This window comes from Leptospira ainlahdjerensis (assembly GCF_016919175.1).
In the GTDB taxonomy this organism is placed as follows: Bacteria; Spirochaetota; Leptospiria; order Leptospirales; family Leptospiraceae; genus Leptospira; species Leptospira ainlahdjerensis.
Genome location: NZ_JAFFPU010000067.1, coordinates 48,676 through 68,423 on the forward strand (window position 1 = coordinate 48,676; position 19,748 = coordinate 68,423).

The window sequence follows — 19,748 nt, forward strand, 5'->3', positions numbered from 1 at the left end:
AAAAAAATCGGAACCCGTTTTAAAAAAAAATGCCGTTACACGAAGGAAAGAATTACTTCTTTATTCTCGCAAATCCGGACTCCATCGTTCGATTCACTTCCAAGATCGAACCCTTTTATGATTTTCGAACGAAGGAAATCGAAGAACTTCCATTCCTCTTCGCATCCCCCGCAATCGTCCCGAGATTTTTATATTCCATAGAATGGAACCGAATTTTTTATCCGAGCAAAACGATCGATTCCGAAGCTTATATGAGTTTTGAGAATGGAAGAATCCATTCCAAATCAGAACGTTTTTCGGAAAGGGCGATCGAAATCACCGAAGAAAGTTTTTTTCGGATCGAACAAAACCCGTATCCACCTTCGGGGAAAATTCCGTTTCAAATCTCCAGAGCGGAAGATGAAACTACCTTTATCGGGACAAGGGCTTCCGGAAAATTTAGCCTATATAAACAACAAAGAAACAGGATGATGTCCACACGTTATTTATCCTTAAAAGATATAGTAAATCCCGAGCTATCCGAGGCCGAGGTCGAAAAAAAAATTGAATCGCTCTATTTCGATAGGAAGGGTAAAAATTTTCTCTTTCGTCTCGTAAAAATCCTTTTTGCGGGAACTCCCGCGGAAGAACAAACAATCGTTTCCAATCTTTTCAGCCACGAACCCGAGTTTGCCGTCTTTCTGCGGGATCAGATTTTTAAGATTGAAATCCTTCCCCTCATCCACGGTCCGTTTTTGAATCGTATCCTGATTCCCATGGATGAAAGAATCATCCGTTTTTCTTATCCTAAACTTTCTCCACCCGTCAAAACGATGATCGAAAAAAATATCTCCAAAAACAAACTGAAAAGTATTCTGGGGTCTCCTGTAAAAAAACCGGAGCCGGGAGAGTCTTTGGAAGAAACGATTGAAAGGGAAATTTTTAGAAACTTTTCAAGAAAAATATATTACGAAACTGGAATGTTTTCGATCTATCGGGAGAGAATCGATGATTCCGAAGTGAATTCCGGTCAATTGATCGAAACTCAATTTCAGAGCGTTCAGCGGACCGAAAGATTCAACTTTCAAATCGCGGGAACTCCGGTGATTGTGCTCTACGCAGTTACGGATAATAAGATTCTCTTTCAGGTAAAGGCATGGATCGAGATCGTTCGGATGGACACCCTCATTTCAAAACGAGAAAGGGACGAACGGTTCTTTCTCAAAATTCCTCCCGGAAGAATTTTAGAAATTCCTTTCTTTCCGGAATTCAGACTCCTCTCCGGAGCCGGGATCACGTCAGAAAGAAAGACATTCGAATTTTTTTTATTAGGTTTTGATTATTGATTGGTCCGGATTCTTCTGACCCCGTCCTTCCAAATCTGAATCTCTTTTTCTCTTTGAGCGGTTTTCATCTGAGGGGAGAATTCTTTGTTGGATTTGAGTTTTTTCTTGAGATCTGCGACCGAAGGAAAAAATCCCCGTTCGAGACCCGCGAGAAATGCGGCGCCTAACACGGTCGTATCGACGTTCGCCGGACGAATCACCTTTTTTCCCAGAATGTCGGCTTGATATTGCATCAACCAGGAATTACCAGTGGCACCTCCGTCCACTTTCAGAACCTTCAACTTAGAACCGGTATCATTCTCCATCGCTTCCACAAGTTCGTAGGATTGCAGCGCGATCGATTTGAGAGCGGCTCTTGTGATCTGTTCCGCAGTCGTATCGCGCGTGAGTCCGAGAATCGCCCCCCTTGCGTTCATATCCCAATACGGTGCGCCTAACCCAGAAAAGGCGGGAACAAATACGACCTCATCCTCCTTTTTTACGGAAGAGGCTAACTTTTCGGAAACTTTCGATTCTTTAAAAAACTTCAGATTGTCGCGAAGAAATTGAACGACCGCCCCTCCAATAAAGACAGATCCTTCCAAACAATAGACCGTCTTTCCTTCGGGACCACAACCCAGAGTTGTGAGAAGATTGTTCTTAGAAATTTGAAAATTATTTCCTGTGTTAAACAGAAGAAAACATCCGGTTCCATAGGTATTCTTCGCCTCTCCGGGATCCGTGCAGAGTTGACCAAAAAGTGCCCCTTGTTGATCTCCCACAAGGGAAGAAATTGGAATTCCATCCGGAAGTCCTTTTACTTTTTCGGTTCTTCCAAACAAGGAACTGGAATTATGAGCTTCCGGAAGAACCGCTTCGGGGATCCCTAAAATTTGAGTGAGTTCCCGATCCCATTCTTTTTTTTCAATGTTATAGATTAAAGTCCGACTCGCGTTCGTATGATCGGTCTTATGCGATTTTCCGTTTGTCAATCGATAGAGTAAATATGTGTCGATGGTTCCAAACAATACCTTTCCTTTTTCGGCCTTTGCCCGGACCCCTTTCACGTTATCCAAAATCCATTTGATTTTCGTTCCGCTGAAGTAAGCATCCATCACAAGCCCTGTTTTTTTTCGAAACAACGGTTCGAGACCTTTTTCTTTCAAATCCATACAGATATCGGAAGTCCTTCTGCACTGCCATACGATCGCGTTGTAAACTGGTTTGCCGGTGTCTTTATCAAAAAGAACCGTTGTTTCTCTTTGGTTTGTGATTCCGATCGCGACAGCGTCGGACGGTTTGAGTTTTCCGTTTCGAATCGCTTTGAGAATGAGTTTTTCCGTTTTAACCCAAATCTCTTCCGCGTCGTGCTCTACCCATCCTGCTTTCGGGTAGTGTTGCCCGAATTCCGAATACGCGCTTGAAATAACGTTGCCCGATTTGTTAAAACAGAAGGTTCGAATACCGGTGGTTCCGGCGTCGATTCCGATGATATATTCGCTCATTGACGATTCTCCCAAAGATTAAAAATGAAAGATGGAATACAATTTCAGATCCGGAAGTTTTTTTTAGACTTCGAGTTCCAGACCTTCATACGCCATGATGATTTGCAATTGATTGTCCGGATCGAACATCTCTTTGTATTTTAAAGCACGTAAGTAAACGGCGTCCAACTTTTCGTCGTCATACGAAGGGTCGTGGTGAAACATGACTAACTTTTTTACGTTTGCTCGAAGCGCAATATCCGTCGCCATAGAAGCGGAACTGTGTCCCCAATCGATCTTTTGAAGGGATTCCTCGAACGTATATTGGGTATCAAAAACCAAAATATCGGCGCCTCGAAAATAATTGAGATAGTCTTGGATGTTTTCCATCTCATCGAGATTGAACTCCGCATCGGAAGCAAAGATGAGAGACTTTCCGTCTTCCTCAAAACGATACGAAAAACTTCCTCCGGGATGACGAACCGATTTTGAAATCGCGGAAATCGATTCGGTTACCGGGAACGCCTTACCTTCCGGAATGAATTTAAAATTCTTAGTCGCCCGAAATCCATCATACGGAACCGGAAAATGAGTAAAGCTGTGTTGGTATTTCAGTCTTTCTTCCAAATTGTCGACGGAACTCAAAATCTCAAACACGTTTCCGGGGGAATAAAGAGGAACAAAAAAGGGAATTCCTTGGATATGATCCCAGTGTGTGTGAGTAAAGATCCACTTTGCCTTTCCCTTTCCTTCCAAAAAGCCTTCGTGCAGAATGGAGTTCCCGAGTTCCCGTAAACCAGTTCCTCCGTCGATGATTACGAGATTATCTTTTCTATCTCGGATCTCGATACAAGTCGTGTTGCCGCCGTATGTGCTCCAATTGGAAAGGGAAAGAGAATCTAGGAACGTATCGATTGCATCTGGGCTCTGAATATCTGCTGGAGTCGCTAGGCTGAGAATTTTTTGTACTTTGCCCCGTATGGATTCTCCTCGAACAGAGGAGGAAATGGAACCGCGTACACCCCAAAATTTTATGCGCATAATTTAAAAAACTAACCCGAAAAGAAGAGGATTTTTCAGGAAAATGTTGTCTAAAATTATCAATTCCTTCAGGATTTCCAGCTAATTCTTTTTTATTTATGAAAAATTTCTTCTTGGTAGCGAACATTAAGAATAAAATTTTGTTTACCGAGTGGACTCATCGATTAGGATTCAAATAGGTTCCGAGCAAAGCAAACGTGGAAAACTTCAACACAGAAATCCTTACAGAAGGAACAACTTGCACGATCCGTATTCAAGGGAGCATCAGCCTCAAAAACGCATTTGCGCTCAAAGAGTTGATCATCAAAAAACACGGAGAAGGTTTTTCCGATATCGTTTTGGATTTTGCGGGTGACGCGTATTTGGATTCTTCCGGGATTGGAGCCATTTTCAATTCTCAGAAGTATGTAACGGAAAGAAATGGTTCCCTCAAACTCAAAAATATAAGCCGCGACGTGATGACGATCTTAAAGATCGCAAATCTCGACAAACACTTGGATATCATCCGTTAGGTCTCATTCTGGAAGTTTTTCGGATCTACACTCTCTCACCTCTTCGTAACTTTACTTACATCCTCAGAAACACGGAAACGTCCCAAACCCTCTCGATCGATCCGTACGATTCCACACAAATCGAAACCTTCTTGGAAAATCAAGGATGGAATCTCGACTTTATCCTCAACACACACGAACACGCAGACCATACTTCGGGAAACGAGTCTCTTTTTCGAAAATACAAACCGGTCGTCTACTCTCATCCCGGAGGAATCGGTAAAATTCCGCACGCGACACACCCGGTCAAAAAGGGGGACAAGATTCTCGCCTCCTCCGATCAATATCTGGAAATACTGGATACTCCGGGCCATACCTTCTGTCACGTCTGTCTTAAACTCGTAGAACAAGGAAAGGCGAAGGCCATCTTTACCGGTGATACTCTTTTCAACGCGGGAGTGGGTAACTGTTACCGAGGGGGAAATCCGGAAATTCTAGCCCAAACGATTCTCGAACAAATTTATCCTTTGGAAAACGAGATCCTTCTCTATCCGGGCCACGACTATTTGGAATCGAATCTGAAATTCACACTTTCCTTGGACCCTTCCAATCAGGAAGCAATCGCTACTCTGGAAGAATCCGGTCGTTTGCAAAAGGACGTCGAATTTTTAACGACCAATCTGGGGAAAGAGAAGAAGATCAACACCTTTCTTCAGTGCGATCATCCTTCCGAGAGTTTAAAAAAGAATGTTCAAAAAAAATCCGGCCTCAAACTCGCAAACGACGATCCGAAATCCCTTTTTGTTTCCCTACGTTCTCTCCGGGATCATTGGTAAAAAAGATCGGGAAATCGTTTGCCGGAAAACCGCGGCCTAAAGAATCTGTAACCAGGATGGTTCTTTTTTGATTAAAAAATTCTTTCTCGAAGTTTGTGTAAAACCGGGAAAGCGGGAATTTAAAAAAAAGAATTCGATCTCAAAGGTTTCGCCGTTGTCTCGCTCTTTTTGGTTGGGTAAGTCTTATGAAACAATATGATATCATCGTAATCGGCACAGGTGGCGGCACAAAATTGGTCACTCCCCCTTCCAAACTCGGATATAAAGTTGCGGTGATCGAAAAAGAATCACCGGGAGGAACCTGTCTCAATCGGGGATGTATTCCTTCCAAGATGCTGATCTATCCGGCGGAAATCCTCACGCTTGCAAAACATTCCGAAAAATTTCAAATCACGTTTCCCGAAAAGCCGACCGTTGATTTTAAAACTCTTGTAGAACGAATTTCTAAGACGGTCGATGAAGAATCCGCTTCCATCCGTCCAGCCTACGATAAGAATCCGAACATAGACTACATTCAAGGAACGGCGAATTTTCTCTCCGATCGTATAATCCGTGTTAACGGAGAAGAATTGACCGCGGAAAGAATTTTTATCGCTGCGGGAGCAAGACCTTCGATTCCAAACATACCGGGCTTGGAAGGAACCCCTTATATGACCAGTCGGGAAGCCTTGCGAAGAACCGAACTTCCCAAATCCCTGATCGTGATCGGAGGAGGTTTTATCGCTTTAGAATTGGGTTTTGCCTATTCTTCGTTCGGTTCCGACGTCACCTTTTTGGTTCGAAACAGAATGCTTAAAAGCGAAGACTCGGACGTCGTGGACGAATTCGAGAGAATTTTTACAAAAGAACAGAAAGTGTTACTCAATTCCAGCATTCAAAAAGTAGAATATAAGGAGCAACGTTTTTATCTGGATATCACAGTGGACGGAAAACAAACCCGTCTGGAATCAGAGGCGCTCCTCGTCGCAACCGGAATTCAACCGAATTCGGATCTACTCGGACTTTCCAATACAAACATTAAAACCGATAAAAACGGCTATATTCAAGTAAACGAATATCTGGAAACGACGGTACCCGGTGTTTACGCGCTCGGAGATATCATCGGAAAATACTTTTACAGACATTCGGTCAACTTTGAAGGAGAATTTTTGTTTCGAACCTTGTATCAGGAAAAGAAAAAATCTCCGATTGAATATCCTCCGGTTCCCCACGCTGTCTTTACACATCCTCAGGTTGCAAAAGTAGGAAGAACGGAAGAAGAACTAAAAGCATTAGAAATCGATTATATTGCCGCCAAAAATCCCTATAGTTCCAGCGCGACCGGAATGGCGAGACTTTCCGATTCCGGATTTATCAAAATTCTCGTGGAGAAAAAAACCAGAAAAGTTTTGGGAGCACACGCGATCGGCGAAGAAGCCTCGAACGTGATTCATCTATTCATTCTACTGATGACGATGAACGGAACCGTGGACGATCTTCTCAAAATGATTTACATTCATCCTGCGTTACCCGAAATTGCGCGTAACGCGGCCAGAAAGGCGAATGAAATATTACAAACAACATAAAAAATGGGATTCGAAGAAAATATGAAATTTGCTCTGCAAATTGAGAACTTAATAAAAACCTATTCCGGCGACGTGACGGCTCTCAAAGGAATCAGTCTAAACGTAGAGAGCGGAGATTTTTTCGCACTTCTCGGTCCAAACGGGGCCGGAAAATCCACAACGATCGGAATTCTCAGTTCCTTAGTGAACAAAACCTCCGGAAGAGTTCGGATCTTTGACGCGGATATCGATGTCGATATAGCAAAAGCAAAATCCTACATCGGGGTAGTTCCTCAGGAGTTCAACTTCAATATCTTCGAAAGAGTCGATCAAATCGTCGTCAATCAGGGCGGTTACTATGGAATGGATCGTAAGCTGGCCGCAGAACGCGCCGAAGGTTATCTACAACAACTCGGGTTGTATGAAAAAAGAAAAGAAACCGCAGGTCGACTTTCCGGAGGAATGAAACGAAGACTGATGATCGCAAGGGCTCTCATTCACAATCCTAAAATTCTTATCTTGGACGAACCGACCGCAGGCGTGGATATCGAACTCAGGCGATCTCTTTGGGAATACCTACAAAAGCTCAACACTTCCGGAATCACGGTCATCTTGACGACTCACTATTTGGAAGAAGCAGAAAGTCTTTGTAGAAATATCGCGATCATCGATCAAGGTCAGATCGTCGAAAACACTTCGATGAAAGACCTGCTTCAAAAACTGGATCAAGAAACGTTCATCCTGGATTTTACGGGACATCTGAATTCGCATCGAAGCGCACCAGGAATCGAAATCAAACAAATAGACAATTCCACTCTGGAAGTTTCTATTTTTGCAGACGCTTCTCTAAACGATCTTTTCAAACTTCTGGACCAAAACGGAATCAAGATCAGCAGCATGAGAAACAAATCCAACCGTCTGGAAGAACTCTTCCTCAAACTGGTGGAGAAAAAACTATGAACTTAATAGAAAAATACAACGCATTTAAAACGATCGTCATCAAAGAAACCGTTCGTATCTTAAGAATTTGGGTGCAAACACTCATTCCTCCGGGAATCACGATCACACTTTACTTTATCATCTTTGGAAAGTTAGTCGGCTCCCAGATCGGAAACATCGGAGATCACACGTATATTCAGTTTATAGTTCCGGGTCTCGTGATGATGTCCGTGATCATCAATTCATATAACAACGTAGTCTCTTCCTTTTTTGGAGCCAAGTTTCAGAGAAACATCGAGGAACTCCTTGTCTCTCCGACTCCCGCGTCATTGATCGTTCTCGGTTATACCGTCGGAGGGGTCATCCGAGGAATTCTTGTGGGAATTCTCGTGATCGCGATTTCACTTTTTTTTACGGAATTAGAAGTTTATAATTTTCCAATGTTGATCACTACGGTGATTCTGAGTTCTCTTCTATTTTCATTGGGAGGATTTTTAAACGCACTCTTCGCGAAAAAGTTCGACGACGTTACGATCATTCCTACGTTTATCCTTACGCCTCTGACCTATCTAGGAGGGGTTTTTTATTCGATCCAGATGCTTCCTCCTTTTTGGCAAAACGTCTCGAAACTCAACCCGATTCTTTATATGGTAAACGCGTTTCGATTTGGATTTCTCGGAGTCAGTGATATCCATCCGGGATTTGCGCTTTTGATGATCGCGATGGCAACCTTGGCACTCTACATTCTTTCCGTAATCCTACTTCGCAGAGGGACCGGAATTCGAAATTGATTCCGTTAAAAACAGAATGAGTATCGAGGAAGAAATTCGTATTCGTCTCACAAACGAACTGAGTCCGTCCAAACTGGAGGTTTTCGATTTCAGCGAGGAGCACTCAGGTCATGCGGGAAACCCCGGAAATAAAAAAGAGGGAACCCATATCAGGATCGTTTTGAAAACCTCCGGCTTTTTAGGCAAATCAAAGGTGGAGCAACATAGAATCGTCTATTCCATTCTAAAACCCTGGATCGACTCCGGGCTCCATGCGATCGTGCTCGAAACCGGAGAATCCGAGTAAATTCGGATTGTAACAAAAACGGGATCGAAAATGCTAAATCTAAGAACGCGGAAATCGAACAGATAAAGAGGTCCGGTCTAAAAAAAGAACGATGACAATCGATGAAATTAAAAATAAAATAGAATCCGGTCTTCCGGATTCTAAGGTAACGATACTCGACCCTTATCGGGACGGAGTACATATCAAAGCAGTTGTGATTTACAAAGGATTTGAAGGTAAATCCATTTTAGAACAACATAGAATGGTCTACGAAACTCTAAAAGAAGAACTAAAACAAGAAGTGCACGCGCTTGCACTGGAAACGAGGACACAAGAATGAACGACGCGGTAAAACAGAAAATAGAAGAATTGATCGGATCCGATAAGGTTTTCCTTTTTATGAAAGGGACTCCCGAAGCGCCTATGTGCGGTTTTTCGGCGGGCGTGGCAAACGTTCTGAGAAGTTTAGGGATTCAATACGGTTCCTTTAACGTTTTGTCCGACGAGGGAATCCGTCAAGGAATCAAAGACTATGCAAACTGGCCTACCATTCCTCAACTTTATATCAATGGAGAATTTGTAGGCGGTCACGACATCGTCGTTGAGATGTCAAAGTCCGGAGATCTTCAGAAAAAAGTAGGAACCATCCCTGCATGATGAAACTCTATCAGTATCTTGGTTGCCCTTATAGCGCCTATGTTCGGGAAGAATTTTCGAAGATGGGGCTAATCGCGGGGAAAGACTTTGAACTTGTGGAAGCGCGCCGGGGAACCCCCGGTCGCGAAGAGGTGGTTCGTCTCGGCGGAAAAAATCAAGTTCCCTTTCTCGTAGACGGAGACACTCAGATGTATGAATCTAGAGATATCGTAACCTACGTAAGGCAAAAACTCGCTTCTTAAAAACCCAACAAAGTCAAAATCTTATTTCCGACATCCCTGTTTTTTCCTTCGTAAGGATAATTATGAATGTATAAAACCGGGTTGAAGTTCAATTCCAGAATTCTATAATCTCCCTCTTTTTCCAAATCCTTCAGGATGATATCCACTCCGCAAATTTTCGCATCCACCGACTTGGCGGCTTTCACGGCCAGTTTCTTATAATAAGAATGAGCCAGATCGGTGACATCGATCGAATCCCCACCCGTACTGATATTGGAATTTTTTCGAAGGAAGACCTTCTGCCCCTCAGCCGGAATCGACTCCTTTGTAAGATAGGATTGTTCGAGAACATCGAGTTCCGTATCTCCGAGTTGAATTTTTTCGAGAGGAGTTACATGTCCAACTCCGCGTCTCGGATCTTCGTTTTTAAAAGCGACGAGTTCTTCGATCGTATGTTTACCATCGCCCGTCACGTTAGCCGGAATTCGATTGCAAACGGCAACGGTTTCATCGCCGATCACTAAAAAACGATACTCGTTTCCTTCCGCAAATTCTTCGATGATAACGGATTCTGAATGATTGAAGGCGATTTTGATCGCTTTTTTCGCGTCCTCTACCGAGGCTTTAGGAGGAAGAATGGTGATTCCAATCCCGAAATTTGTAGTAACCGGTTTTACGACCATCTTCTTTTCATGATGAATTTCCCAAAAAGAAAGCGCGGGCTCGGGCTCGCCGAAACTCTCTCCAGCAGGCACTCGAAGACCCGCTTCATCCATTACGATTTTTGAAATCGTTTTATTCTCCATCACAAGAAAGGTCATGTAAGAATCGAGTCTTGTCTTAGAGGCCTCTTTTATATACTGAACGTGTCCGGAAGAATTTTTTAACCGAAGGAAATGATTTTTTCGATCCAAAATTTCCACTTCGAGACCCCGGTTGAGAGCGTCGCGAATGATGATCTGTGTGGAAATCTCCAGATCTTCGAAATCTTTGAGAGTGAAAATATCAGGTGAGATAAATCCTCCCGACTTCAATTTCAGTGATTGCATAGTTTCACTGTGGGATAGTGGGTTTGAGATTCTTCTTTTTCCAACTGTTCCTTCTCTTGAAAGGAACGTTGAGATTCCTTTTCAATCTTCATGAGGGTTCCCGGAGAATATTCCATATAAGAAAGGGCTCTTCTATTTTCCCTCGCGAGTTCCATTCCTTTATCTCTAAATTCGATTCCACGTTTTAGGATTTCGCATAACAATTTTCCGGAAGGAGTTTTATCCGGATTCTTCCATTTTCTAATTTGAAAGTCGATCGCTTCTTGATAGGTCTTTCTTCCGGTATGGAGATCCAAAATTTTCGCGTAGTGTCTCAAGGATTCCGAATATTCTGCACCCGTCTGTTGAAAGTTCTTTTCGGAATTTCCGACCCTGATTTTGAGATCGGGTTTTCTTCCTTCCCAAATCACCTTACTCAGATTTTCTTTTTGTATTTCGTTCTCTTCCGCGTCGATGGAAGGTGACGGAGTCAAAAGAGAATCCAGAAGAATCAACTGGGTGAACGCGAGATTGTGTCTACAAACCCCCAAAGGAGAATACGGATCGATATCCAAGGAACGAATTTCTATGTATTCGATTCCCCTTCTTAAAAGCGCATCTAGCGGTCTTTCATCACCTTTTGGAACTTGTTTGGGACGTACGGGAGAATAGAACTCATTTTCGATCTGAAGATAATTCGGATTGAGCTGAGCATCCGGAGTTTTCGGGAAAGATTCATATTTCTCATACGGCGTGTGAACCGCGTAACACATCCGATCGACATATTCAGCCAAGGAATTATAATGAATTCCTAATGTATCCTGAACTTTGCTCGTGTAACCGATCTCGCTCATCCGAAGCGAAGTCGCATAGGGAGAATACATCGTAAAATTCTTATGTCTTTCGAACTTGAGATTTCCAGGATTCGGAAGAAAGGTCGAATCAAAAACGGAAGAAGATCCTGTGAGATAGGTCAGATAATGCACTCTTCTCATAAAATTTCGGATCACGTGCAGATAGAGGGAGGAAATTTCCTCTTTTGAAAAATTGGAAACGTCCTTACCTAGAAATTGCCTTAGAAAGATATTAGAAAAAGAAAAGTTATAATGAACTCCGGAGATCGTCTGCATTCTTCTTCCGTATCGAAGTCCCAGTCCGTGGCGATAGATCGTCTTCCATTTTCCACTCGCTGAACTTCCATACTGTCCGAGCGGGATTTCGTTTTCGTCCTCGGGAAGAATCGGGGGCATACTAAAAGGCCAGATCAACTCGTTGTTTAATTTTCGGATCGTATATATATGCAGATCTTGTAATTCTCGAATATTGGCTTCGATTCGAGGACGTGGATGAGTCGCATACTCGAGTTGTGGTTCTGCGAAATCGGTTTTGATATAATGATTGGTAAGACTGGAACCGAGATGTTCCGGATGTGGAGTTCTTGCGAGGGTTCCATCCGGATTGACTCGCATACTTTCTTTTTCCAATCCGTGTTTTGCTTTTACGGCGTGGCGTAAAAGGATTTCCAGTGAAACCTCATCTAACTTTGATTGAGTAAATTCTTTTGTTTTCAAAGTCCGCCTGTGGCCCCTTCTCCACGTGGATCGGAAGCTCCATAGAGCATCCCATTCTCTCTTTTTACCGAAAATAATTTTGCAAAGTTCGGGGCGATCCGTATATCATGCTTTCTAGCGGAAAGCCCATCGAAAACGTTTCTTTCATTCACCGGCTTTTCGATAAAGACCGCATCCGGAAAGAATTGATGGTGCACTCTCCCTCTCGCCACCGATTCGTATAAGGTCAGCTTAAGATCCAGATTATAGATCAAAGATTGTAAAACCGCATTCACAATATAGGAACCACCCGGAGCTCCGGTGGCCAAAAATGGTTCCTTACCTTTGAACACAAGGGTTGGAGACATACTACTCAGTGGAGTTTTTTTAGGAAGAATGGAATTCGCCTCCGCGCCGATCAGTCCGTAAACATTCGGCTCACCCGGTGCTCGACTGAAATCATCCATCGTATCGTTTAAGACGATTCCGTAACCGGGAACTACGACCGACGCTCCAAAACGAAAGTTGATGGATTGTGTCGTCGAAGCGACGTTTCCTTCTTTGTCCATCACGGAAATATGAGTGGTCTGCGGAGATTCAACTCCAAAGTTCAACTCTTTCAAAAAAGAAGAACTGCTCGAAGCTCGCTTCGGATCAAAATCCGCAAACTTTTCTACCGCGTATTTTTTTGATAAAAGTAGATCGATCGGAATTTTTGTGAACTGCGGATCCCCACCGAGAATCGCTCGGTCCGCATACCCTCTACGCATCGCTTCCGTGATAAAATGATAATAACCGGCCGCGTCCTTGTCATACAATTCCTTCAGGGGTTTAGTTTCGACCATGGACAACATCGTAAGAAGATGAATGCCGGAGGACGGTGGCGGCATCGTATAGATCGTATAATCTCTGTAAGACGACTTCAGGGCTTTCTTTTCAATCACTCGAAAACCTTTCAAATCTTGGGAAGAAATCAGACCGCCGTTTTTTTTCATCGAGTTCACGATCGACTCTGCGATTTTACCGTGATAGAACTCTCTTTCTCCGGTTTCGGAGATAAGTTTTAGAGTATTGGCGAGATCTTTCTGAACGAGCAAGGACCCGACTTCGGGAACCTTGCCTTTTGGAAGAAAGATTCCTTTCATTTCCTCGTCCATGTCCTTGGATGATTTTTGAATCGCAGAAAAAAGGTCAGCGTATACCGGAAAACCATTCTCCGCTAAACGAATCGCGGGAGCGATGATAGACTTGAGCGGAAGTTTTCCAAAACGTTTTTGAATCTGAATCAGACCGGCTACGTTACCCGGAACACCGACCGCCCGAAATCCGAAAAGGGAATCCTCTTTCGGTTTTCTTTTGTACATATTGCGGGAAGCAGCACTCGGCGCCCTTTCTCTAAAATCGAAAGCAATCGGTTCCGAAAATTCTTTTAGATAGAGAACCAGAAAACCTCCCCCGCCCAAACCGGTCGAATGGGGTCTCGTCACGGAGATCGCAAAGGAAGTTGCGACGACAACATCCACGACGTTTCCGCCTAACTTTCCCACTTCGATCCCGGCTGCAGTGGCTTCGGGGGAATCGGATGCGATCATCAGATTCTTACTCTCGCTAAAATAATCGGTATGTTTTCTTTGATTAGAAGGGGTTACGAGTAAGTCAGTGGAAACTTTCTTTCCTTCGATCGAAAGAGGAACTTCCTTACACGAAAAAAGGAAAAGTATCAGTACGATACGTGCGTATTTTTGTTTCATCGGATCCCGGATCAATTTTTTAGTTTAGGATTTTTTGCCGTGGGAAAATTCCATTTCGATTCCTTCTTTACCGGCGATCAGTTTTGCCCTTCCGCCCGATTTTAATTCTCCAAATAGGATCTCTTCCGAGATTCTTTTCGATATATGAGTGTCGATCCATCTCTGGACGGGTCTCGCTCCGAACTCGGGTGTATAGGCTTTTTCCGCAATGTAGTTGAGTACATCATCCTGAAACTCTAATTCAATTTGTTTAGAATTCAGACGGTCTTGTAAAAGAGCAAGCTGTTTTGCAACTACTTTGGTTACATTTTCCTGACTTAAAGAAGTAAACTCGATCACCGCTGTGAGACGGTTTCTAAACTCCGGAGAAAATTGCTTTTCGATCGCCTTGAGACTTCTGTCTTCCAAAAGATCATTTCCAAATCCCACTGGATTTGTAGAACGCTCCCTAGCACCCGTGTTTGTGGTCATCACGAGGATCACCTGACGAAAATCGGATTTTCTTCCGTTGTTGTCCGTAAGAGTTGCGTGATCCATAATCTGGAGAAGAATATTATAAATGTCTTCATGAGCCTTTTCGATCTCGTCGAGCAGAAGAACACAGTGAGGATTTCTATGTACGGCGTCCGTAAGTTGTCCGCCTTGTTCAAAACCTACGTAACCCGGCGGTGAACCGATCAATCGCGAAACGGTATGTTTTTCCATGTATTCGCTCATATCAAAACGAATGAGTTCTACTCCGAGGATCTCCGCTAATTTACGGGTGAGCTCGGTCTTTCCGACCCCGGTCGGTCCTGCAAAGAGAAAACTTCCCACGGGTTTTCCCGGTTCGGAAAGTCCGCTTCTGGAAAGTCGAATCGACTGTACGAGTTGATCGATCGCGGAATTTTGTCCGTAGATTTTAGCTTTTAATTCTTCGTCCAAGTTCTTGAGTTTTTCACGATCGTCGGCTTTAACCGTAACGGAAGGAACCTTTGCGATCTTGGAAACGAGTTCTTCGATTTCTCTTACCGTCACGGTTTTTTTCCCACTCTCACGAAGCCGAACGCGAGCGCCCGCTTCGTCCAAAAGATCGATCGCCTTGTCCGGAAGTTTTCGATCCAGAATATAACGCGCCGACAACTCAGCAGCCTGTTCCACAGCCGAAGCGGAATACTTCACCTTATGAAAGGATTCATACTTTCCTAAAAGTCCTTTTAGAATCTCAACGGTCTCGGATATGGACGGTTCTCCCACTTCTACCTTTTGAAATCTTCTGGAAAGTGCATGATCTTTTTCGAATATAGATTTATATTCTTTGTAAGTCGTGGTTCCGATACAACGAAGCTCTCCGCTGGAGAGAGCGGGTTTTAGGAGATTGGATGCATCCAAAGATCCGCCGGAAACGGCGCCGGCACCGATGATCGTATGGATCTCATCTATAAAAAGAACGTGATCGTCTTGTGCCGTGATCTGAGTTACTACATTCTTGAGTCTCTCTTCAAATTCTCCTCGAAACTTAGTGCCCGCGAGTAAAAGCCCCATATCCAAAGAATAAACTTTTAGATTCTTCAACGGCTCCGGAACTTTTCCGTCCACGACCATTTGCGCAAGTCCTTCGACGATGGAGGTTTTACCAACCCCCGCTTCACCCACAAAGATAGGATTGTTCTTTCTTCTTCTACAAAGAATGTGGATTGTCCGATCCAGTTCGTCCGCGCGTCCGATCATAGGATCCAACTTTCCTTCTCGGGCCTTCGCCGTAAGATCCACACAAAAGGCTTTGAGAGGATCGGAAACTTTTTCTCCTTCTTCTCCTATAGTTTCTTTTTCCCGGTTCTGATTGTCCTTGCGAATTCCGTGAGAGATATAACGAACGACGTCCAATCTGGAAATATCCTGTGAGCCGAGAAAATACACCGCGTTCGATTGATCTTCTCTGAATAACGCCGCGAGAACGTCTCCCCCATCCATTTTTTTATTGCGAGTGGATTGAACGTGAAACTCCGCGAGTTGCAGAACGTGTTGTACCCCGATCGTATAAATCGGATCCACTTCGCCCGAGGTTTCCGGAAAGGATTCGAGTTCGCTATCCAGATAATGACTCAGATCTTTTTTTAGTTTTTCGATATCCGCCCCGCAGGCTTCCAAAACTTCCTTAGCGACCGTGTCGGATGTTAGCGCGAGAAGAATATGTTCGAGCGTGATAAATTCGTTTCTTCTTTTTTTGGCTTCTTCCCAAGCCTTTCTTAAGGTCCGTTCCATTTCTTCCGTAAGAATCATGATTCTTCTTCTCCTTCCTCCACTTCCATCGTACAATGAAGTGGGTATCCGTGTTGATCCGCCAATTGTTGAACTTGTATGACCTTGGTTCGCGCCACATCGTGCGAATAAACGCCGCATAACGCTTTCCCGGTGATATGAGCCTTTAGCATAATCTGTTCGCTTTCCGCTCTGGTTCTGTGAAAGACTACTTGTAAAATCCAAACAACGAATTCCATAGGAGTAAAATCGTCGTTGAGTATGATAACCCTGTATTTGGAAGGACGTTTGAGTTTGACCTTCTCCTTGGTCAAAGTCTGTTCTTCCGTATCAAATCGAAAGATCTCGCTCATGGATCTCGACTCCCCTTATCTGCGATCGCATTGTCTCGGAAGAATGTTTCGCTCGAAAATTCCTTAAGCGGAGAGTGCTCGTTGGTTTCTTGAATCATTTCCTGCATGTGCAGTCTTTCTTCTTTTAGGAAACGTTCAATCGCATTTCTCGCGCCCGGATGAAAAATCCTATGCGAACTATAAGTCGGCATCGCAGGAAATCCTCGGAGGAATTTGTGTTCTCCCTGGGCGCCGGCCTCAAAGACTTTGATTTTCTCACGAATCGCGTAGTCGATCAATTGATAAAAACAACATTCAAAATGAAGATGAGAATGGTATTCGATACAACCCCAATATCTTCCGTATAAAAAATCTCCTTTGCGGAGATTGAAGGTTCCCGCGATCGCTTTTCCGTCCCGTGAGGCGAGAACCAAAACGATCCTTTCTCGAAACGTATCAAAGGCCGAATCAAAAAACTTACGATTGAGATAAGCAGAGCCCCATTTTCTGGAATGTGTGTCTTGATAGAATTGCCAGATCGAATTCATATCCGATTTTCGAATCTCATTTCCTTCCAGGATTCTGATTTCGAGGCCGTAGCTACGAACGATCTCGCGTTCCCGTTTGATCTGCATTCTTTTCTTGGATTTCATCGCTCCCAAGTAATCGTCAAAACTTGAGTAGTCCCGGTTCATCCAGTGAAATTGGTGCGAAAGCCGGGTGGCAAATCCGTAATTCTCCAGAACTTCCGATTCTTCTTTTTCTAAGAATAGAAAATGAACCCCGGAAAGACCCTTTTCTTCGGAAAAACGAAGGAGTTCCGGAATCATATAAGAACAAACTTCTTCCAGGCTTAACTCATTCTTATAAAGAATTCTTTTTCCATTTGCCGGAGTAAACGGAATCGCCACGAGACCTTTCGGATAATAGCTCAATCCCGCTTGAGCGAAGAATTGGGCCCACTGAAAATCAAAGATGTATTCTCCATAGGAATCAAACTTGAGAAAGAGAGGAATTACTGCTGAGAAACGTCCGTCTTTTCTTAGAACGCAATACTTCGGAATCCAAGAAGTGTTCGAGCCGATACAACGGGAGATTTCGAGAGAATGTAAAAAGTCGTATTCTAAGAATGGGTTTTTTGGATCGGAGATTGTATTCCATTCTTCCCTGGAAATCGAGGAGATAGAATCTAAAAATTCTATTCTGATACCATTGGGCGATTGCGAAGACATGCTATTTCTTGGACTTGTTTGATTGCAGTTTTGTCAGAGGTCGAGGGAAAAATGCTTTCGAATCTTTTGAACGGCTCGGTGAGTAATGACTTTGATGTTGGATTCGGAAAGTCCGGTTTTTTCCGAAACTTCTTTGACGCTCATTCCTTCGAGTTTGAGGTGCGTGAGAATCTGTTTTTGTCTTTCGTCCAAAACGGAAAGCCACTCCTGCAAGATTTCCCGCGCCTTTTCCGGTTCGTCCTGTTCGATCGGTTCCGGAGAAGCGAAGAGCTCCAGATTTTCGGTCGTAAAATAACGGTCTCCGACCTTTCTTTTTCGGAGATAGTCGATGGTCTTGTATCTGGCGATGGCAAAAACCCAAGGAGCCGGATGACGTTCCGCGCGATAAGAATCCCGAGCCTTGTGAAGTCCGATCAATATTTCTTGGATGAGATCTTCCCGGTCTTCGGCGTTGTTAATACGGGGAATCAGATAGGAACGAAGGACACCCGTTACGAGTCTGAGAAATTTTTCGTAGGAAGCCTGGTCTCCTTCTCGAGCCTTGGCGATGAGAATTGTGCATTCTTCCCAGATTTCTTTTTTAGCTGACATGTAACTAACTGCTTGCGACCTTCGAATATAGAAACAGTTGAACCTAATTTCCTTCCAGCCTGAAGCAGGAAGAAATTATTGTCCAACCATTCTTTAAAATTGGAAAATTTCCAATATTATAACTTAGAATATGTTGAGTAAAGAAGAGAAAACCGAATCCTTAATTCAAAAGTTAGCGACAGAACCGCCTTCCAAGGGAAACGGCTGGGGTGCGTTTGCTTTCTTGGTTCCTCTTTTCGCGATCGGTTTTATTTTTCTTGCCTTATTCTTGTTTCCGGTGACTGCACCTCTTCTTCATATACCAACTTTGTTCCCCGATTTCTTTTGGATTTTAATCGTTGGAACAAGTTCGTTTTGGATTCTATCTCAGTTGCGTTTTCCGGAAGAATCCTTTTCGAAATCTTCTAAACTGCCGATCTATCTTGGACTTGTCTGGGTTCTTTACTCTGCGGTTTCCTTTGGAATGGATGTGATTTCCGGCGAGGATTTTAGACATCATATCGGTCGCTGTGCCGTAATCATCCTTTTTTCTAGTCTTGTTCTTTGCGGAAGTGGGTTCTATTTGGTTCAAAAGGGGAAGCCCGGAAATCCGGTTTTGAGCGCGGCGGTTCTTTCGGTATTCAGCTTGGCGCTTGCGAATCTCTGTCTCAAATTTGTCTGTGGAGACCAATCTTCGTATCATATTTTTTTTTCACACGGCCTTCCCAGTGCAATCCTCTTCTTGATCGGCTTTTTCGTATTTAAGAATATTCTAAAGTGGTAATGTTGCACGATTAAATCGGTCGACAGGGTTTCGATTTTATTTTTTTAAGAAGAATCCGTCGGAACTCCGACAGTCCTCAGTGAAAGTCGCGCGCCCCACCCTGATCTTGGGTGGAGGGGCGGGTGGTGGAAAAAATCCGGAAACTTTCCTCTATCACAAAATCAAACTTTTCGCAAGAAAAAATTCCCGCGTAGGAACTCTTACAAATCGCTCTCCTCAGAACGATTCTCGTAGTATCTCCTCTCAACTTTTGGGTAAGATTAAGCCTGATCTTGGGTAAAGAAGCGGAAATCATCGGGAGACTTTTCTCTATCAGAAAAACCGGATTTTGTAAGAAAAATTCCATTTTGTAGGAGCTCTAACAACAAAGGACTCTTCTTGTCCCGTCTATGAACAAAGGAAATAACGATCTTGAACGAAAAAAAAGTGGCAGAAAAAAACCAAAGTTCCAAATTTACGGAAATCGTATGGTCCCAAAGAGATTTCTTCAACAAATACTTAGTCGGAAAAAGTTGAATTCAAATCCAATTTCCACCGCTTTTATTTGTTCCGACAAAGTAACTCTGAAAAAATTTGTTTGCAATCAAACTCAGGAACTTCACGACAAAACGTTTTCTGACCTGAATCTATCTCAGCGAAGTCTGGGCTGAAAGCGTTCCCAACCAATCCATTTACGCAACAATCGCA

At 43.5% G+C, this 19,748-nt stretch carries 21 protein-coding genes; 12 read left to right on the plus strand and 9 right to left on the minus strand.

What is annotated here, in order from left to right; translation table 11 throughout:
* The first annotated feature begins 29 nt into the window (after positions 1 to 29).
* Positions 30 to 1,325 (plus strand): hypothetical protein, encoded by a 1,296-nt coding sequence (locus JWG45_RS16280; RefSeq protein WP_205280686.1) that lies wholly within the window; start codon positions 30 to 32, stop codon positions 1,323 to 1,325.
* On the opposite strand, the gene glpK is transcribed toward JWG45_RS16280, so the two are convergent.
* The gene (gene glpK / locus JWG45_RS16285; protein WP_205280687.1) at positions 1,319 to 2,809 is read right to left on the minus strand and encodes a glycerol kinase GlpK; all 1,491 of its coding nucleotides are present in this window, start codon (positions 2,807 to 2,809) and stop codon (positions 1,319 to 1,321) included. The genes JWG45_RS16280 and glpK overlap by 7 nt on opposite strands.
* A gap of 63 nt (positions 2,810 to 2,872) precedes the next feature.
* Positions 2,873 to 3,829: an MBL fold metallo-hydrolase gene (locus tag JWG45_RS16290; protein WP_205280688.1), complete on the minus strand. Its 957-nt coding sequence runs from the start codon at positions 3,827 to 3,829 to the stop codon at positions 2,873 to 2,875.
* 197 nt (positions 3,830 to 4,026) lie between these two features.
* On the opposite strand from JWG45_RS16290, the gene JWG45_RS16295 reads away from it, so the two are divergent.
* From JWG45_RS16295 to JWG45_RS16335, 9 genes are all read left to right on the plus strand, one after another.
* Complete coding sequence (locus JWG45_RS16295; protein WP_069607215.1) at positions 4,027 to 4,341, plus strand: STAS domain-containing protein; 315 nt, start codon at positions 4,027 to 4,029, stop codon at positions 4,339 to 4,341.
* A gap of 161 nt (positions 4,342 to 4,502) precedes the next feature.
* Complete coding sequence (locus tag JWG45_RS16300) at positions 4,503 to 5,156, plus strand: hydroxyacylglutathione hydrolase C-terminal domain-containing protein (protein ID WP_332476709.1); 654 nt, start codon at positions 4,503 to 4,505, stop codon at positions 5,154 to 5,156.
* Between the two features lie 185 nt (positions 5,157 to 5,341).
* Positions 5,342 to 6,721 (plus strand): dihydrolipoyl dehydrogenase, encoded by a 1,380-nt coding sequence (locus tag JWG45_RS16305; RefSeq protein WP_205280689.1) that lies wholly within the window; start codon positions 5,342 to 5,344, stop codon positions 6,719 to 6,721.
* 21 nt (positions 6,722 to 6,742) lie between these two features.
* Positions 6,743 to 7,660: an ABC transporter ATP-binding protein gene (locus JWG45_RS16310; protein WP_205280690.1), complete on the plus strand. Its 918-nt coding sequence runs from the start codon at positions 6,743 to 6,745 to the stop codon at positions 7,658 to 7,660.
* Entirely contained in the window at positions 7,657 to 8,430 is a 774-nt protein-coding gene (locus JWG45_RS16315; RefSeq protein ID WP_205280691.1) for an ABC transporter permease, read from the plus strand. The genes JWG45_RS16310 and JWG45_RS16315 overlap by 4 nt, the downstream gene beginning before the upstream one ends.
* A gap of 16 nt (positions 8,431 to 8,446) precedes the next feature.
* On the plus strand, positions 8,447 to 8,716 hold the full coding sequence (locus JWG45_RS16320; protein ID WP_205280692.1) for a BolA family protein: 270 nt from the start codon (positions 8,447 to 8,449) through the stop codon (positions 8,714 to 8,716).
* Between the two features lie 91 nt (positions 8,717 to 8,807).
* Positions 8,808 to 9,035 (plus strand): BolA/IbaG family iron-sulfur metabolism protein, encoded by a 228-nt coding sequence (locus tag JWG45_RS16325; RefSeq protein ID WP_205280693.1) that lies wholly within the window; start codon positions 8,808 to 8,810, stop codon positions 9,033 to 9,035.
* Positions 9,032 to 9,352, plus strand: coding sequence for a Grx4 family monothiol glutaredoxin (gene grxD, locus JWG45_RS16330; RefSeq protein ID WP_205280694.1), 321 nt, complete (start codon positions 9,032 to 9,034; stop codon positions 9,350 to 9,352). Before JWG45_RS16325 ends, grxD begins: the two co-directional genes overlap by 4 nt.
* A complete protein-coding gene (locus JWG45_RS16335; RefSeq protein WP_205280782.1) occupies positions 9,352 to 9,594 on the plus strand; it encodes a glutathione S-transferase N-terminal domain-containing protein in 243 nt (80 codons plus the stop codon). Before grxD ends, JWG45_RS16335 begins: the two co-directional genes overlap by 1 nt.
* On the opposite strand, the gene gshAB is transcribed toward JWG45_RS16335, so the two are convergent.
* Genes gshAB through JWG45_RS16370 form a run of 7 tightly spaced genes read right to left on the minus strand, consistent with a single transcriptional unit; the run spans position 9,591 to position 18,298 of the window.
* Positions 9,591 to 10,622 (minus strand): bifunctional glutamate--cysteine ligase GshA/glutathione synthetase GshB, encoded by a 1,032-nt coding sequence (gene gshAB / locus JWG45_RS16340; RefSeq protein ID WP_205280695.1) that lies wholly within the window; start codon positions 10,620 to 10,622, stop codon positions 9,591 to 9,593. The genes JWG45_RS16335 and gshAB overlap by 4 nt on opposite strands.
* On the minus strand, positions 10,610 to 12,172 hold the full coding sequence (gshA, locus tag JWG45_RS16345) for a glutamate--cysteine ligase (protein WP_205280696.1): 1,563 nt from the start codon (positions 12,170 to 12,172) through the stop codon (positions 10,610 to 10,612). The genes gshAB and gshA overlap by 13 nt, the downstream gene beginning before the upstream one ends.
* Positions 12,169 to 13,902: a gamma-glutamyltransferase gene (gene ggt, locus JWG45_RS16350; protein ID WP_205280697.1), complete on the minus strand. Its 1,734-nt coding sequence runs from the start codon at positions 13,900 to 13,902 to the stop codon at positions 12,169 to 12,171. Before ggt ends, gshA begins: the two co-directional genes overlap by 4 nt.
* A gap of 24 nt (positions 13,903 to 13,926) precedes the next feature.
* Positions 13,927 to 16,164 carry an ATP-dependent Clp protease ATP-binding subunit ClpA gene (gene clpA / locus JWG45_RS16355; protein ID WP_205280698.1) on the minus strand — a complete coding sequence of 746 codons (2,238 nt, stop codon included), beginning with the start codon at positions 16,162 to 16,164 and terminating at the stop codon, positions 13,927 to 13,929.
* The gene (gene clpS, locus JWG45_RS16360) at positions 16,161 to 16,496 is read right to left on the minus strand and encodes an ATP-dependent Clp protease adapter ClpS (protein WP_069607204.1); all 336 of its coding nucleotides are present in this window, start codon (positions 16,494 to 16,496) and stop codon (positions 16,161 to 16,163) included. Before clpS ends, clpA begins: the two co-directional genes overlap by 4 nt.
* Positions 16,493 to 17,707 carry a GNAT family N-acetyltransferase gene (locus tag JWG45_RS16365; RefSeq protein ID WP_205280699.1) on the minus strand — a complete coding sequence of 405 codons (1,215 nt, stop codon included), beginning with the start codon at positions 17,705 to 17,707 and terminating at the stop codon, positions 16,493 to 16,495. The genes clpS and JWG45_RS16365 overlap by 4 nt, the downstream gene beginning before the upstream one ends.
* A 33-nt stretch (positions 17,708 to 17,740) precedes the next feature.
* Positions 17,741 to 18,298, minus strand: coding sequence for a sigma-70 family RNA polymerase sigma factor (locus tag JWG45_RS16370; RefSeq protein ID WP_205280700.1), 558 nt, complete (start codon positions 18,296 to 18,298; stop codon positions 17,741 to 17,743).
* Between the two features lie 130 nt (positions 18,299 to 18,428).
* On the opposite strand from JWG45_RS16370, the gene JWG45_RS16375 reads away from it, so the two are divergent.
* Both JWG45_RS16375 and JWG45_RS16380 read left to right on the plus strand, forming a co-directional pair.
* Positions 18,429 to 19,061 (plus strand): NrsF family protein, encoded by a 633-nt coding sequence (locus tag JWG45_RS16375; protein ID WP_205280701.1) that lies wholly within the window; start codon positions 18,429 to 18,431, stop codon positions 19,059 to 19,061.
* 79 nt (positions 19,062 to 19,140) lie between these two features.
* The gene (locus JWG45_RS16380; RefSeq protein WP_205280702.1) at positions 19,141 to 19,341 is read left to right on the plus strand and encodes a hypothetical protein; all 201 of its coding nucleotides are present in this window, start codon (positions 19,141 to 19,143) and stop codon (positions 19,339 to 19,341) included.
* Positions 19,342 to 19,748 lie beyond the last annotated feature (407 nt).